13 protein-coding genes are annotated in these 14,962 nt (G+C 44.7%); 12 read left to right on the top strand and 1 reads right to left on the bottom strand.

The genetic code is table 11. The features are described 5' to 3' along the window. Positions 1-142: 142 nt before the first annotated feature. Positions 143-661, bottom strand: a complete 519-nt coding sequence (locus tag TI10_RS14625; RefSeq protein ID WP_036780207.1) for an Hcp family type VI secretion system effector — start codon at positions 659-661, stop codon at positions 143-145. 908 nt (positions 662-1,569) lie between these two features. On the opposite strand from TI10_RS14625, the gene tssB reads away from it, so the two are divergent. The 12 genes from tssB to vasI are packed head-to-tail and all read left to right on the top strand — an operon-like array spanning position 1,570 to position 14,961. Then, positions 1,570-2,067 carry a type VI secretion system contractile sheath small subunit gene (gene tssB, locus TI10_RS14620; RefSeq protein ID WP_049584120.1) on the top strand — a complete coding sequence of 166 codons (498 nt, stop codon included), beginning with the start codon at positions 1,570-1,572 and terminating at the stop codon, positions 2,065-2,067. Positions 2,068-2,090: 23 nt separating this feature from the next. Further along, positions 2,091-3,569, top strand: a complete 1,479-nt coding sequence (gene tssC / locus TI10_RS14615) for a type VI secretion system contractile sheath large subunit (RefSeq protein WP_049584119.1) — start codon at positions 2,091-2,093, stop codon at positions 3,567-3,569. Between the two features lie 6 nt (positions 3,570-3,575). After that, complete coding sequence (gene tssE / locus TI10_RS14610) at positions 3,576-4,016, top strand: type VI secretion system baseplate subunit TssE (RefSeq protein WP_049584118.1); 441 nt, start codon at positions 3,576-3,578, stop codon at positions 4,014-4,016. Position 4,017: 1 nt separating this feature from the next. Next, positions 4,018-5,865, top strand: coding sequence for a type VI secretion system baseplate subunit TssF (gene tssF / locus TI10_RS14605; protein WP_049584117.1), 1,848 nt, complete (start codon positions 4,018-4,020; stop codon positions 5,863-5,865). Then, on the top strand, positions 5,829-6,881 hold the full coding sequence (gene tssG / locus TI10_RS14600; protein WP_049584116.1) for a type VI secretion system baseplate subunit TssG: 1,053 nt from the start codon (positions 5,829-5,831) through the stop codon (positions 6,879-6,881). The genes tssF and tssG overlap by 37 nt, the downstream gene beginning before the upstream one ends. Positions 6,882-6,886: 5 nt before the next feature. After that, the gene (gene tagH / locus TI10_RS14595; protein ID WP_049584115.1) at positions 6,887-8,173 is read left to right on the top strand and encodes a type VI secretion system-associated FHA domain protein TagH; all 1,287 of its coding nucleotides are present in this window, start codon (positions 6,887-6,889) and stop codon (positions 8,171-8,173) included. Continuing rightward, a complete protein-coding gene (tssJ, locus tag TI10_RS14590) occupies positions 8,173-8,739 on the top strand; it encodes a type VI secretion system lipoprotein TssJ (protein WP_049584114.1) in 567 nt (188 codons plus the stop codon). Before tagH ends, tssJ begins: the two co-directional genes overlap by 1 nt. A 2-nt stretch (positions 8,740-8,741) precedes the next feature. Continuing rightward, the gene (gene tssK / locus TI10_RS14585) at positions 8,742-10,094 is read left to right on the top strand and encodes a type VI secretion system baseplate subunit TssK (RefSeq protein WP_049584112.1); all 1,353 of its coding nucleotides are present in this window, start codon (positions 8,742-8,744) and stop codon (positions 10,092-10,094) included. Next, positions 10,094-10,864, top strand: a complete 771-nt coding sequence (icmH, locus tag TI10_RS14580) for a type IVB secretion system protein IcmH/DotU (RefSeq protein WP_139180560.1) — start codon at positions 10,094-10,096, stop codon at positions 10,862-10,864. Before tssK ends, icmH begins: the two co-directional genes overlap by 1 nt. Positions 10,865-10,874: 10 nt before the next feature. Continuing rightward, a complete protein-coding gene (tssH, locus tag TI10_RS14575) occupies positions 10,875-13,520 on the top strand; it encodes a type VI secretion system ATPase TssH (protein ID WP_049584111.1) in 2,646 nt (881 codons plus the stop codon). Continuing rightward, positions 13,517-14,317, top strand: a complete 801-nt coding sequence (locus TI10_RS14570; protein WP_049584110.1) for a helix-turn-helix domain-containing protein — start codon at positions 13,517-13,519, stop codon at positions 14,315-14,317. Before tssH ends, TI10_RS14570 begins: the two co-directional genes overlap by 4 nt. Further along, positions 14,314-14,961, top strand: coding sequence for a type VI secretion system-associated protein VasI (gene vasI, locus TI10_RS14565; protein WP_049584109.1), 648 nt, complete (start codon positions 14,314-14,316; stop codon positions 14,959-14,961). Before TI10_RS14570 ends, vasI begins: the two co-directional genes overlap by 4 nt. The last annotated feature ends 1 nt before the right edge of the window (position 14,962 follow it).

The following is a 14,962-nucleotide window of genomic DNA, read 5'->3' as shown; positions in this document are numbered from 1 at the left end:
TTAAAAGGAAAGGAAGAAAAAAATCAAAAAAGCTGAAAGAAGTTGAAGACAGTTATTAAAAATCTTCAACTTAAAATAGAGAAAAATTAAGCTTTTCAGCCAATGAAGAGAGATTTCATTGGCTGAATGATTATATTACCTATCAGGCAACAATAGGCGCGCGCCAATCATCTGCGCCGGAAGTCCCTGCGGTTGTATGTTCCCAATTAATCTTACGATAAGACAAAGAAACACGAACCAACTGAGTAAATTCAGCTTTTGTTGGGTCCTGACAATGAGGCATATTGCAATCAATGTCGATAATAGTGGCATCTTCCAACTGCGTCGTGAAGAAATGCTCTTGTTTACCTTCAACAGAAGTGCGATACCATTTCAATACTACACTCGTCAGCATTTCACCCGAAGCCAATGCGTTATAAAGCAGTGGAACAGATTTATTTAATGCAACTGTAAAACGGAATGGTTTATGAGCACGCTGACCTGAAGGCTGACCTGATTGAGGGTCAGTCGGTACGGTAACGACGTGATCAAATGCTTGAACCAGCATTTCATCTTCATGGCCCTGTACGTAAATATTACCCACTGATTCAGCAGTGAATGAACCCGCAGTAATATTGCCCTGTGTTTTTCCGGTGATGGAAATATAACATGGAGTTGGCATAAAAATATCCTTTATAGAGATTGAGTCAACATTAAGGCAACGTTCATATTAATTTCAATAGTGATTATTTCATCTTGGGAAAGATCACTTATAACTACATTGAACGCCAAAACGATAATAAATACCAACCAGCTCGTTTCAAAATAAAATCTAAATTGCAAAATTGTTAACCCATCACTAACAAATAAAAATATTATAATTGATGCCGATTTTAAAAAATGGTTTTATAATTAGCTTTATTTACAGAATAATTAACTACAAACATGCATTTAATTTAAATAAGAAATCACATATCTATATGAAATTGAACAACTTTAACAATTAACATCTAAATTATATTTTGACCAATTAAAAAATGAGAACTAGATCAAAAAAACAAACACACCCAATTAGTTAATAACAAAACTAATACTTTCAATATGAAACCAATTCTAAAATGTAAACAAAAATACATCTAGAAATACTTTGTTACACAATGAAACAAAAAATCATTTCTATGCCATATTCTATACCTACATAGAGTACTTTAATTAAGAAATAGATTAAGAAACCATCAAGACGTAACTTATTGCCAAATAAAATAAAACCATCAAAAGGTTGAATAGACAGGTATATTCACATATATTTTAGCTTTACAATAAAAAAACAAAATGAGACACTCCGGCTTGCAGAGCGCTCTATATTGATGCTATTGCTCGATGAGTAAGAATATTCTGAATTTCGTATTTATCTATATGCTCACAAAAGTCAGCTTACTATCCAGTTTAATGCAGCAAATCTCCTGTTTTTAATCCAGGAGAATTTTATGTCCTCCGTCACATATAGGTAGGTATCAAGGGCAACTCTCTCTCAATATTGTTATCAGATAATTCCTAATTGCCTAATTGTATTACCCAAAGGATTTAAATATGAGTAAAAATAGTTCAGGTAGCGTAGCGCCAAAAGAAAGGATTAATATCAAATACGTTCCGAATACCGGTGATCAAGTAGCCGAAATTGAATTACCCCTTAACCTGCTTATTGTTGGTGATCTCAAAGGAACAAAAGAAGATACGCCAATTGAAGAACGGCAAACTGTTTCTGTGCATAAGAATAACTTTAATGCCGTGATGAATGAAGCCAATATCAATCTCACCTTTAGTGTCCCCAATCGTCTCAATGATAATAGCGGAGATGACCTGCCAATTAACCTAGAAATAAAATCACTCAATGACTTCTCACCCGATAACGTAGCGAAGAAAGTACCTGAATTAAATAAACTTTTAGAACTGCGTGAGGCGCTTGTCGCACTAAAAGGGCCATTAGGAAATATTCCGGCATTCCGCACCCGCTTACAGGAATTATTGGGTGATGAAAAAGTCCGCGAACAACTTCTAAAAGAGCTTGAAATCGTCAATCAAAAGTAATTGACTAAAAAGGAGTTTTTAACATGTCCTTGCATGAAGAGAGCAGTACAACATTAACCCCAGGGTCCACTACCTCTTTGCTTGACGAGATTATGTCTCAGGCAAGAATGACGCCGGAAAATGATGGCTACCATATCGCAAAACAGGGTGTCGCCGCTTTTATCAGCAGCATTTTGGATACCGGTACTAGCGAAGAACCTGTCAACAAACTTGTCGTTGATAGAATGATTGTTGAGCTTGATAAGACACTCAGCGCTCAAGTCGATGAAATTATGCATGCCAAAGAGTTCCAGGAGCTGGAATCATCATGGCGTTCACTGAAATTGCTGGTTGATCGCACCGATTTCCGTGAAAACATCAAAATCAACATCATCCATGCGACCAAAGAAGAGTTACTGGAAGATTTCGAATTTTCACCAGAAATCATCCAATCAGGTTTATACAAACACGTTTACTCAACAGGTTATGGTCAGTTTGGCGGCGAACCGGTTGCTGCGGTCATCGGTAACTATGCATTCAGCAATAGCTCGCCCGATATCAAACTGATGCAATACGTCAGCGCGGTTGGCGCAATGGCTCACGCGCCATTCCTCTCTTCCGTTGCGCCTGATTTCTTTGGTATCAGCAGTTTTACCGAGTTACCAGCGATTAAGGATCTGAAATCTGTCTTCGAAGGTCCGGCACACACTAAATGGCGTTCGCTGCGTGAATCGGAGGATGCGCGTTATCTCGGTCTGACAGCGCCACGCTTCCTGTTGCGTCTACCTTATTCAACCGTCGAAAACCCAATTAAAAACTTTAACTATCAGGAAGATGTCAGCAAAGATCACGAACATTTCCTATGGGGTAATACCGCTTATCTATTAGCAACCTGTTTGACTGACAGCTTCGCCAAATATCGCTGGTGCCCGAACATTATCGGCCCGCAAAGCGGAGGTACTGTCAGCGATCTGCCGGTTCACTTGTTCGAAGCTATGGGCCAGATCCAGGCCAAGATCCCAACAGAAGTTTTGGTTACCGATCGTCGTGAATTCGAATTGGCGGAAGAGGGCTTTATCACCCTGACAATGCGTAAAGGCAGTGACAACGCCGCATTCTTCTCTGCCAACTCAGTCCAGAAGCCAAAAGTTTTCCCCAATACTCGTGAAGGGAAAATGGCTGAAACCAACTACAAACTGGGTACTCAACTGCCCTATATGTTCATCATCAACCGCCTTGCGCACTACATCAAAGTGCTACAGCGCGAGCAGATTGGTTCCTGGAAAGAACGTCAGGATTTGGAGCGTGAACTGAACACTTGGCTGAAACAGTACATTGCTGATCAGGAAAATCCACCAACGGATGTCCGTAGTCGTCGCCCCCTGCGCTCTGCCCAAATTCAGGTTTTGGATGTGGAAGGAGATCCAGGTTGGTATCAAGTGGCAATGCAGGTTCGCCCTCATTTTAAATATATGGGAGCCAGCTTCGAGTTGTCACTAGTAGGGCGTTTGGATAAGGAGTAATGAATCATGGCTGCGCTGTACAGTTGGAATAGAGAAGGTTCTGCCAGCTTGTTCGAGCGTATTCAGGGGAAGAGCTCCGGTTCTTCCCGCCAATCAAGAATGCGTGAGCTACTCAACTCCATAAAACGGCACCTGAATCATGTTCTTAATACTCATCCAGGCGCCTGTCAGAGTGCGGCTGATCTTGGCGTCATTGATCTCAATGACGCCACAACCACGGCAACTGACTTTAAACAAAGTATTGAACAGGCAATAGAGCACTGCATCATAAATTATGAACCGAGAATATCGTCAGTCACTGTCAATGCAATCCACGATGATAGTGATCCGCTGTTGTTACGTTTTCACATCAGCGCCCAGGTATCCCTGGATGATATTAATGACGTTGTTGAATTTAACATTCAACTGGATAACAACCGGCGTTATTGCCTAGAGAGGACTCAATAAAATGTCACTTGAAAAATATTTTAGAGAGGAATTGGATTACATTAGGCAATTGGGGCGACAAGCCGCAATTGAACATCCTCACCTCGCCTCATTTTTGTCTGAACAAGGCTCTGACCCGGATGTTGAGCGTCTGCTAGAAGGATTTGCCTTTCTCGCGGGTAACTTGCGGGCAAAAATTGATGATGAATTCCCTGAACTCACTCATGGATTGCTACATATGCTATGGCCAAATTACCTGCGGCCAACGCCTAGCATGACCATTATCCAATATAACCCTGAAGATAGCGCCAACACGCAAGCTACACAAATTAAGCGCGGAACTCAAATCAAGAGCCGCCCGCTGCCGGATGATAGCGGAAATGACGATGAGGATGAAGATACTTACTTAAGCAATACCAATACTCAAAAAACAGAGCAAGGCCATCGCTGTACTTTCACCTTATGCCGCGATGTTTGGCTGTTTCCAATGTCTATCCGGGACATTTCGGTCAATAACAGTAACGAACAAGGTGTCATCGGTCTGAATTTCACCTCAAAAACAGAACTTAACTTACAGGAACTGCAACTTGATAAGCTGCGTTTTTATCTAAGCGGAGATGATTACAGCAGTACACAACTCTATTTTTGGCTCAGTTACTACCTTGAGGATGCAAAACTTGTCGTAGGCGATACCACGATTCCATTGCCGGATTTCGACTTCGTTCCAGTGGGTTTTAATCGGGAAGACGCCCTATTGCCTTACCCGAAAAATGCCTATATGGGTTATCGCGTCTTACAAGAGTACTTCTGTTTTTCTGAAGGTTTTTTATTTTTCGATGTTACGGGTTTTCCTAAGTTACCGACAAATCTTAAAGCCACAGATTTCACACTGAATCTCTATTTCTCAGAAGCGCTGCCGCCAGAAATCAAAATCCGTCAGGACACTTTTCGGCTGAATTGTGTTCCGGCAATCAACCTCTTCCCAATGGACGGTGAAGTTATTCAGCTAAATGGCGGTCAGTCTGAATATCCATTAAAAGCGAGTTACAGCCATCCTGATCGCTACGATATTTTCTCCATTGATAAAGTAGAAAGCTGGCTAGTTGGGCCTGATGGTAAACCTAAACAAAGCCATGATGGTAGGCGGTCTTATGTGCCATTTGAAAGTTTTCATCATCAAATCGAACACGAAAGCGAACTGAATACTCGCTATTTTCGTATCAGAATCAAGGAGTCCCCATTTCGCAAAGGGCTTGAACACTACATCTCTTTTGTCCGTGGCGATGAATCTCAACTGCTATTAAGTGAGGAAAATGTCTCTATTCGACTGACTTGCACCAACCGTGAACTGCCACTGCAACTACGGGTAGGTGATATTAATTACGCTTTAGAGGGAAACCCGTCATTTGCGCCATTCCGCAACATAACCCGTCCGTCTGTTCCACTTTATCCACTGATGAGCGGTAAATTCCACTGGTCACTCATTTCTAATATGTCACTGAATTATATGACATTACTGGATAAAGACGCACTGAAACAGGTATTGCGTACTTATGATCTTCCTAGTCTGTATAACCGGCAGTCATCACGATCATCACAAAAACGGCTGGATGCAATCGAACGGATTGAAACAAAACCAATAGATCGTCTATTTAAAGGGCTACCGGTACGCGGACTAGAATCAACATTGTATATCCGACAACAGGCTTTCAGCTCTGAAGGTGAGCTCTATCTGTTTTGTAACATACTGTCACGCTTCTTTGCCTTATATGCCAGCGTTAACTCCTTCCACATGTTGAAGGTGATCAATTTAGATAATCAGGAATGTTATGAATGGCCGGAACAGACAGGTCAACATGCGTTGATGTAACGAGTGAAAACTCGCCAGAAAATCAAACACTAGATGTGTCAAGGTATAACTTTTATCAATTGGTCGAATTACTCAACCAATTGGCGGTAGCGTGGGAAAAAACCGGGCAAACTAACCGCCCGGACCGTGAAGCAATCCGATTTAAATCCAGTGCTAGCCTGGCTTTTCCAACTAGAGATGTTGTCTCTGTAAATCGTTCTAAGGAGGGGCGTTTCCAAGTGGAAATCTCCTTTCTTGGACTGCATGGCAGCCAATCGCCTATGCCAGGTTATTACCTTGATTCGTTGGCATGGGAAGAAGCTCAAGATGAAAACCAACTGACTAATTTTCTTAATGTTTTTAATCACCGTTCAATTGTCATGCTTCATCAGATCTGGCGGAAATACCGTTATTACATCTGTTTTGACAAAAACGGACAAGACGATTTTTCTCAACGTATGTTCGCTCTAGTGGGGCTTGGCAGCGATGTTAACCGTTCTCATTTAAATATCAATCACAGCAAAATGCTAGCCTATGCCGGCCTGTTAGCTAGCCCCGGTCGATCGCCAGAAGTGATATGCAGCCTGGTTTCACACTGTTTTGATCTACCAGACGTTACGGTACATGGCTGGCAGATCAGAAAAATCGCTATCGAGCCATCACAACAAAATCGCTTGGGTGGAATGCTGAAAATAAAGGGTCGGAAACCAAAGATTGAACAGTCTGTAATAGGAAAAAATTTTTTCCTCGGTTCATGGGTGAGAAGCTGCAATAGTAAATTCACGTTATGCATCAACAACCTTTCACGTGAACATTTCTTATCATTTCTCCCGGACGGCAAGAATTTCCTGCCACTAGTGATGTTTCTCTGTTTTGTCCTGCGTGATCAATTAGCTTGGGATCTTCGTCTTGGATTAGCTGAAAACCAAGCAGGCGGCATGGTACTTGGTACGAAATTAAACAATAACCTGGGGTGGACCAGCTTTCTCGGCGAGCCGGAAAAGAAACCCTTTATCACGATTTCAGTGAGTGGATAAAGACAATGGAAAAACAACAACCAACTCTCTCATTACGAGTGATCAACAGCGATCAACTGGAAAGTGGCAAAGCGGCTAGCTGCCTATTCTCTACTCAAGGCGGCACAGTCGGCAGCAGTGAGAGCCATCTTTGGTCCGTTCAAGATCAAAAGGGGAATATCAATCCGTCACAATTTACTATCCAGTGGCGTGATGGCGCATTCTGCTTACAAATGATCGCTGGCCCCCTGTTTGTGAATCAGTCACCCCTGACTTCTGGCGCTGGTTTTATCCGCCTGCAACAAGCGGATGAAATTACTATCGGTAAACTCGTCATCAAAAGCTATATCAGTTTTTCCGACGCAGATCGGACTGATCCCATGACAGTACCACCGGAATCACTGGTCTCCAGCTATAGCAATCCACTGGACGCCATGATGGAGAAAGATCCCGTTCAGGATACCAATTTCACCGATCATAGTCTTTTAGCAACCACGATCAAGCATGATTTCAGCCATGATCCGCTCAAGGTTCTCGATAGCGAAAATCTGACCACACTGAGCCAAACACCAGTGGATAACGAGGTAGACCGCAGTCTGCAACAAGGCCGTTCCCAGGCCCCATTATTTTTCTCTTCCCTCTTAGATAACAGAGGCAATGCTATGGATCAGGATTTTGTTGATTTACCCGGTATCTCTTCGCCTTTTAATGAACAGTTTCAGGACATGGAACAGCAACATGTTGCTATCACCCCCCTGATGCGAGGGTTGAACACACAATTGCCTTTGCATAATAGCCAGCAGGCAAACGATTTTCTGGAAGAAATGGGTAAAACCATGAAAGCGGCCATTGAAGGTTTGCTGGTATTGCAGCGTACACAGCATGGGCTACGAGATAAACAATTGCGACCTATTGAAGATAATCCGCTACGACTGAACATGGATTACAACACCACTATGCAAGTGATGTTTGCGGATCAAAAAAGCCCAGTACATCTCTCTGCCCCCTCCGCTGTCGCTGAAAGCTTACATAACTTGCAATTACACTATCAGGCTAACCGGATTGCGATCACTGCCGCCTTGAACACTATGCTGGATGCTTTCTCACCGGAACATCTACTGAGTCGTTTCTCCCAGTACCGCCGCAGTAATGAGACGCAGGAAAAAGATGCAACCTGGGCATGGGAAATGTACACCAGTTACTACCGCGAACTGGCTTCCAGTCGTCAACAAGGGTTCGAAAAACTGTTCGGTGAAGTCTATGAACAAGCTTATGACCGTGCTCTGCGTCAAGGTTTAGAGGATAGCCAGTAATGAAGCGCTCCGGCAGTAATATCTCATGGTCCGGTAGTTATACCGTAGGGTTTGTATTGCTGGCAGCGCTAATGTTAAGTGGTTGTAGCGGTGCATGGCAGGCAACGAAGAAAGTCGGACAGGTAGTCTGGGACCCATCAACTCCTGTTGGTCAACCTGCGAACTTACCTTCCACCGTTGCGATCACTTTGCTGGCAGAACCTGATATCAACCCTAATAAAAATGGAGAAGCCACTCCGGTTGAAATGCATCTGCTCTATCTTAGTGAAGATTCCCGTCTACTTGCCGCTGATTATGACCAATTGGCGAGTGACAAGCTGGATAAAGCGCTGGGGAAAAATTATATCGACCATCAGGATTACACCTTATTGCCGGGGCAATACAAACCACTGACAGTCATCCCACTGGAAAAAAATAGCCGTTACATCGGCGTTATCGTTCGCTATGCCGATATTAATCAATCCGAATGGAAAAAGGTCATCCGTGTGAAAGACACAGGACAGCAATACAACATTCTGGTGCACATCAGAGCGAACGAAGTTGAACTTAGAAAAGAGGAACAATAACTATGCCAGGTAAGAATCGGGTAATTTGGCGCGAAGGATTATTCATCAAGCCACAACACTTTCAGCAACAACAAAAACATAATGACTATTTAGCTCACAGTCGCTTGACGTCCTTAACCAGCTATAGTTACGGCTTCAGTTCCTTGACACTCGACGCAGACCTTCTCGCTCTGGGGCGTATCGGTATCATCGAGGCCAGCGGTATTATGCCAGATGGCACAGTGTTCTCAATTCCTCATCAGGATGCGACTCCTCAACCACTTGATGTTGTGAATATTCATGAGAACAACAGTAAAGATATCTACCTGGCACTGCCAATAACCAACGATATTCTCAACGAAATCTCTCATTCAGAATCCAATCATGCAGGAGCTGTGCGCTACCGTGAACATATGGAAGATATCCGTGACCTGCATACAGATGGCGGTGACATCAGCCAAGTCATGCTGGCGCAACTGACGCCGATTTTGAAACAAGGCTCAGAAGATCTCAGCGCTTTTTCCGTACTACCGCTATGCCAGATAAGAGAAAAGCTTCCTACCGGAACTATCATACTGAATGACGATTTCGTACCAACCTGTACATCCATCAGGGTCTCCACTCAATTAAAAAATTATATAGATGAAGTGGATAGGGCGATGACAGAACGAGGTAGATCACTCGCTAACCAGATTGGTTCTCCCGGACAGCAAGGAGTTGCTGATGTTGCTGAATTTATGATGCTCCAACTAGTCAACCGAGTTCAGCCGTGGTTTACCCACTACGCAGGACAAGCCATTTTACATCCACAAGATTTTTTCACTCAGTTGATCCAAACCTGTGGTGAACTGAGAACATTCACTCATGAATCCCGTCAGGTCGGCAATGTGCCGATTTACAAACACGACAATCTGACTGAAACATTCGAGGAAGTCATGATCATCATGCGCGAAGCAATGGGCGTTGTGCTGACCCCGCGAGCGATTCCGATTAAGCTCCAAACTCAAGCCAATGGTATCCGGGTAGCGCACATCCATGATCGTAATGTCTTGACTAACGCGGAATTTATTCTGGCAATCCGCGCGCAGGTTCCACATGATCAATTACTCCGCCAGTTTGCTAAACAGACTAAAGTTACATCGGCTGAAAGGATCCGCGAAATGGTCAGCATCCAGCTGCCTGCTGTAGCACTGGTTGCGCTTCCCTCTGCCCCACGTCAGTTGCCTTATCATGCTGGTTACACCTACTTTCGGCTTGATCAACAAGGCGACGCATGGAAAGACATTCTAAAAGGTAACTCCATCGCCTTTCACGTTTCGGGAGAATTCCCAGGATTAGACATGCAGTTCTGGGCGGTTAGGAATGGGAGTGCCTAATGAAAACCGAAGCCATGAATGATAACGCCATTCTGATGCAGACGGAAACCGATACGACTCTACACCGTCAGTACCAGTTACCGCTACGTGGAGAAAGCCTGAACCCGATGATCGATGCCGCCACACCGCTGCTTGGTATGGTCATGCGTTTAAAAGACATGGGTGATCAACCGCTGCCAGACCAACTTTATCAACAGGTCGTTACTGATATCCAAGCAATCGAGCAACTTCTACAAACCAAAGGTTATGAACCAGGCGCGATTGTCTCTTTCCGCTATATGCTCTGCACCTTCATTGATGAAACCGCACTGGGGCATGGCTGGAACAGTCAGAACGGCTGGTTGCAACAATCACTGTTAGTTCAATTCCATAACGAAACCTGGGGTGGTGAAAAAGTCTTTCTGCTACTAGATCGTTTGATGGGTGAATCTCAGCGCTATCAACATCTGCTGGAGTTTATCTATCTCTGTTTCTGTCTTGGCTATCGTGGTCGCTACAAAGTGACCTCGCAGAAAAGTGACGACTTTGAGCGTTTATTCCGTCGATTACACCAACAACTGCATGCGCTACGGGGCGAAGCTCCACCCATCATTCTCCACAGTAACGCCAATGAGCGTGATGATCGCTATCGCTTGGGTAAGCGTCTGACCATTAAACATCTGTTCTGGAGCGGTACTGCCCTGCTCGCTGTAATTTATGGCTTCTATGCTATCCGTCTGCATAACCAAACCCAGAACATCTTACAACAGCTAAATAACTTACTGAGCTAGGAAAGAACCGATGATTCAGATTGATCTACCTACATTAGTTAATCGCTTAAATCCGATGACTCGGCACGCTCTAGAAGCAGCAGCAGCGCAGTGTGTCAGCCAGCAACAACCTGAGATCACTGTTTCTCAGTTACTACTGCAAATGATCAACACGCCTCTTAGTGATGTCAGAACGATCCTCAATCAAGCAGAAGTGGATAGTGATCTACTGAAAGAACAACTTGATCAGATGATCCCTCACCATCAAGCAATGGTTCAGGCCTATCCTAACTTCTCTCCAATGCTGGTGGAGTGGTTACAGGATAGCTGGCTGTTAGCATCGACTGAGATGCAACATCAGGAATTACGCAGCGGCGTCATGCTGATGACCTTGCTGTTCAGCCCGTTACGCTACCTGACACCACAATCGGCACGTCTTTTATCGGGAATAAACCGCGAATTGTTACGCCAGAATTTTGCCCAATGGACAGCGGGTTCTGCCGAACAACCAGTTGTGGAAAGCGATAAAAACGGGCAGGGCAAAGCTGCCGCCAGCAGTGATAGCCTGCTCGCCCGTTTTACTCAAAATATGACAGAACAAGCTCGTCAGGGAAAACTCGATCCTGTTCTATGCCGTGACAGAGAAATCGACCTGATGATCGATATTCTCTGCCGTCGCCGTAAAAATAACCCAATTGTAGTGGGTGAAGCAGGCGTCGGTAAAAGTGCGCTCATTGAAGGGTTAGCTCTACGCATTATCGACAACCGAGTACCAGAAAAACTGCGTAACAGTGAATTGATGACGTTGGATCTGGGGGCATTACAGGCAGGTGCAGCGGTAAAAGGTGAATTTGAAAAACGTTTCAAAGGCATTATGAATGAAATAAATCAGTCATCCGTACCGATTATTCTATTCATCGATGAAGCTCATACCCTGATTGGCGCAGGTAATCAACAAGGCGGACTGGATATCTCCAACCTGCTAAAACCTGCTCTGGCACGTGGTGAGTTGAAAACAATCGCTGCAACCACTTGGGGCGAATACAAAAAATATTTCGAAAAAGATGCGGCTCTCTCCCGCCGTTTTCAACTCGTTAAAGTGGCTGAACCGACTGCGGAAGAAGCCATCATTATTATGCGTGGCCTGCGGGCAATCTATGAACATTCTCATGGCGTATTAATCGATGATGAAGCGCTAAAAGCCTCTGCGGTATTAAGCGACCGTTACCTCTCTGGACGCCAGTTACCAGACAAAGCTATTGATGTGCTGGATACCGCTTGTGCCCGCGTCGCCATCAACTTGACTTCACCTCCGCGCCAAATTTCTGCCCTGAAAAACCAACTGCATCAGCAGCAAATGGAATCAGACGTGCTGGCAAGGGAACAGCGCATGGGACTCAATCAGCACACTGATAGACTGGATGAACTGCGGCAACAACAGCAAGAAACCACGGAGAAATTGGCTGAACTGGAAACCAGTTGGCAGCAGCAACAGCAATTGGTTCAGCAAATTATTGAGCTACGCCATCAGCTATTAACCAACGAAACAGAATTGACCAACCAAGCAGAAGAAAGCGAAACATCGACCGAGATAACAACTGAAGAGTTGATTGCACAATTGGCTGAACTTAATGAACAGTTGGAACAATTACAGCAACAACAAACGCTCGTTTCTCCTCATGTGGATAAGAACCAGATTGCGGCGGTTATCGCTGAATGGACTGGCGTACCACTTAATCGCCTGTCACAAAGTGAACTCTCCGTGGTGACTGAACTGCCAATTCATTTGGGACAAAGCATAAAAGGACAAGATCTTGCTATTAAATGCCTGCATCAACATTTATTGACTGCCAGAGCCGACCTGCGCCGTCCCGGTCGTCCATTGGGCGCCTTCTTGTTGGTAGGACCAAGTGGTGTTGGTAAAACCGAAACCGTTTTACAGATTGCGGAATTAATGTTTGGTGGACGTCAATATCTGACCACTATCAATATGTCGGAATTTCAGGAAAAACACACCGTTTCCCGCCTGATTGGTTCCCCTCCGGGCTATGTCGGATATGGGGAAGGTGGCGTACTTACCGAAGCTATTCGCCAGAAACCTTATTCCGTCGTCCTACTTGATGAAGTGGAAAAAGCCCATCCTGATGTACTGAACCTGTTCTACCAAGCTTTCGATAAAGGTGAGTTAGCCGATGGGGAAGGCCGAGTCATTGACTGTAAAAATGTGGTCTTCTTTTTAACCTCCAACCTGGGCTATCAAACTATCGTCGATAATGCCGATAAACCAGAAGAGATGAATGACCTGCTTTATCCTGAACTGGCGGCTTTCTTCAAACCAGCATTACTAGCGCGAATGGAAGTAGTGCCTTATCTACCGTTGGGATACGACACCCTGAAAACCATTATTCAGGGCAAACTGGCGCGCCTCGATAGCCTATTGCGTCAACGCTTCAATGCCGAAGTTACCCTTAGTGATGATGTGGTTGAAGAGATACTGCAACGAGCAACCCGGGCTGAAAATGGCGCACGCATGCTGGAATCGATCATTGATGGCGCTTTATTGCCGCCGTTATCTCTGCTGTTGCTGCAAAAAATGGCGGCCGGCAAGCAGATCAGCACTATCCAGCTAACCGTTAACGACCATCAATTCAACGCAGTGGTTGAGGAGACACCATGAAACAACGGCTGAAAAGCGCATTAGCGTTACTGGAAAATGACTCTATCGAGCAACTGGTTCATCACTTTCTCCAGGTGAATCACCAACGCCAGCGTTTTGACGCCTTGCTGGTCTCTCTGCTTAACGTGAATGAAAACCGTCTGGAATGCTACCGGCTGCCAGCACCCAATCAGATAAGCGCGCTGCAACTGGATGTCAATATCGGTGATATCAACCATCCACTGGTACAAATATTGTATAAAGGCACCCCCACAACTTGGGGATCGCTCAATCAAGGGGTACGAATAGACAATCGAAACTTTCGCCTCTTCGTCGAAGAACTGCCTAACCGCTGCGGCCTACATGCAATCCCGTTGTTTAACTGCAACGGGCAAGCGTGTGGCGTGATTGCTGTTTTTGCCAAAGATGTCCATCGTTTTGTTGACGATAGCAACATGTTTTACATCTACTGCCATGTCATGCAACACCGATTGAAAAAATTGCAGGAACTGGAACAACTGCGCGCACAATTGCGCCAGATCCGCCAAGTTTTTCAGACACAGCGCCAGAAAGAAAAACAACTTGATGAGCTGCTGGCTTCGTTAAGCTCCACCGCAGAAAACAAAACATCCGCCAGTGTCTCTCACGATTACAGCAAAATCGACAATTTACTTCAGGCACTCGAAGAGTTCGAATGTGCCGTACTGATACAACGCCAACATATTTATGGCAATAACACCAAACAAATTGCCGCAAGCTTGGGTATTGCGCCCCGTACACTGACTTACAAACTGGCGAAATACAGGTGTAAATTATGAGTTTTCTGTTACTGGTCAGTTCATTAATCGCCTCTCTGACAGGCAAACCGGATATTCAGCCAGCTCAGGAAACCACAACAGCACCTTCACTACCTGCTTTGTTGCAATGCCGGGCAGAATCGTCACCGTTGGTCAGACTCGATTGCTATGACCGTCTATTGGATAAACTGGATAATATTGCCGTTATCCCGTTAGAAAAAACTGGCCCTGTCTGGAAACAAGCAATGGAACAGGAGATGAAACGAACTGACCATTCAACCGGTTTTATCACCACCCAATCTGAAAGCATACCGACTCGCGTCATACTGACCACACCCGCGCTTGGTATTCCACCACCACGTCCAGTACTGATGCTGAGTTGTATCGATAACATTACCCGAATACAAATTGCCCTGGCTAAACCCCAAGATAATGGCACTGTGATGATTTCGACGGAAATCAGCCAATTCAGTGCTGACTGGTTCTTGCGCGAAAACGGCTACCTGCTGGAATCCAGCCGTGGACTACCAGGCATTGAAGAACTAAAACGACTGATGACAGGAAAAACCCTGACCATCAAAACCAGCAACGGAAACCGCATGACATTCAACATTTCTCAACTGGAACAGGCGGTGAAACCTTTACGCTCCGCCTGTCGTTGGTGAT

Source organism: Photorhabdus luminescens subsp. luminescens (assembly GCF_001083805.1).
GTDB classification, from domain to species: Bacteria; Pseudomonadota; Gammaproteobacteria; order Enterobacterales; family Enterobacteriaceae; genus Photorhabdus; species Photorhabdus luminescens.
This window is presented reverse-complemented; position numbering and strand designations above follow the sequence as displayed.

What these genes read in the sequence shown, in the direction of transcription:
- TI10_RS14625 (WP_036780207.1), bottom strand. Translation starts at nt 661, where the DNA reads ATGCCAACTCCATGTTATATTTCCATCACCGGAAAAACACAGGGCAAT.
- tssB (WP_049584120.1), top strand. Translation starts at nt 1,570, where the DNA reads ATGAGTAAAAATAGTTCAGGTAGCGTAGCGCCAAAAGAAAGGATTAAT.
- tssC (WP_049584119.1), top strand. Translation starts at nt 2,091, where the DNA reads ATGTCCTTGCATGAAGAGAGCAGTACAACATTAACCCCAGGGTCCACT.
- tssE (WP_049584118.1), top strand. Translation starts at nt 3,576, where the DNA reads ATGGCTGCGCTGTACAGTTGGAATAGAGAAGGTTCTGCCAGCTTGTTC.
- tssF (WP_049584117.1), top strand. Translation starts at nt 4,018, where the DNA reads ATGTCACTTGAAAAATATTTTAGAGAGGAATTGGATTACATTAGGCAA.
- tssG (WP_049584116.1), top strand. Translation starts at nt 5,829, where the DNA reads ATGGCCGGAACAGACAGGTCAACATGCGTTGATGTAACGAGTGAAAAC.
- tagH (WP_049584115.1), top strand. Translation starts at nt 6,887, where the DNA reads ATGGAAAAACAACAACCAACTCTCTCATTACGAGTGATCAACAGCGAT.
- tssJ (WP_049584114.1), top strand. Translation starts at nt 8,173, where the DNA reads ATGAAGCGCTCCGGCAGTAATATCTCATGGTCCGGTAGTTATACCGTA.
- tssK (WP_049584112.1), top strand. Translation starts at nt 8,742, where the DNA reads ATGCCAGGTAAGAATCGGGTAATTTGGCGCGAAGGATTATTCATCAAG.
- icmH (WP_139180560.1), top strand. Translation starts at nt 10,094, where the DNA reads ATGAAAACCGAAGCCATGAATGATAACGCCATTCTGATGCAGACGGAA.
- tssH (WP_049584111.1), top strand. Translation starts at nt 10,875, where the DNA reads ATGATTCAGATTGATCTACCTACATTAGTTAATCGCTTAAATCCGATG.
- TI10_RS14570 (WP_049584110.1), top strand. Translation starts at nt 13,517, where the DNA reads ATGAAACAACGGCTGAAAAGCGCATTAGCGTTACTGGAAAATGACTCT.
- vasI (WP_049584109.1), top strand. Translation starts at nt 14,314, where the DNA reads ATGAGTTTTCTGTTACTGGTCAGTTCATTAATCGCCTCTCTGACAGGC.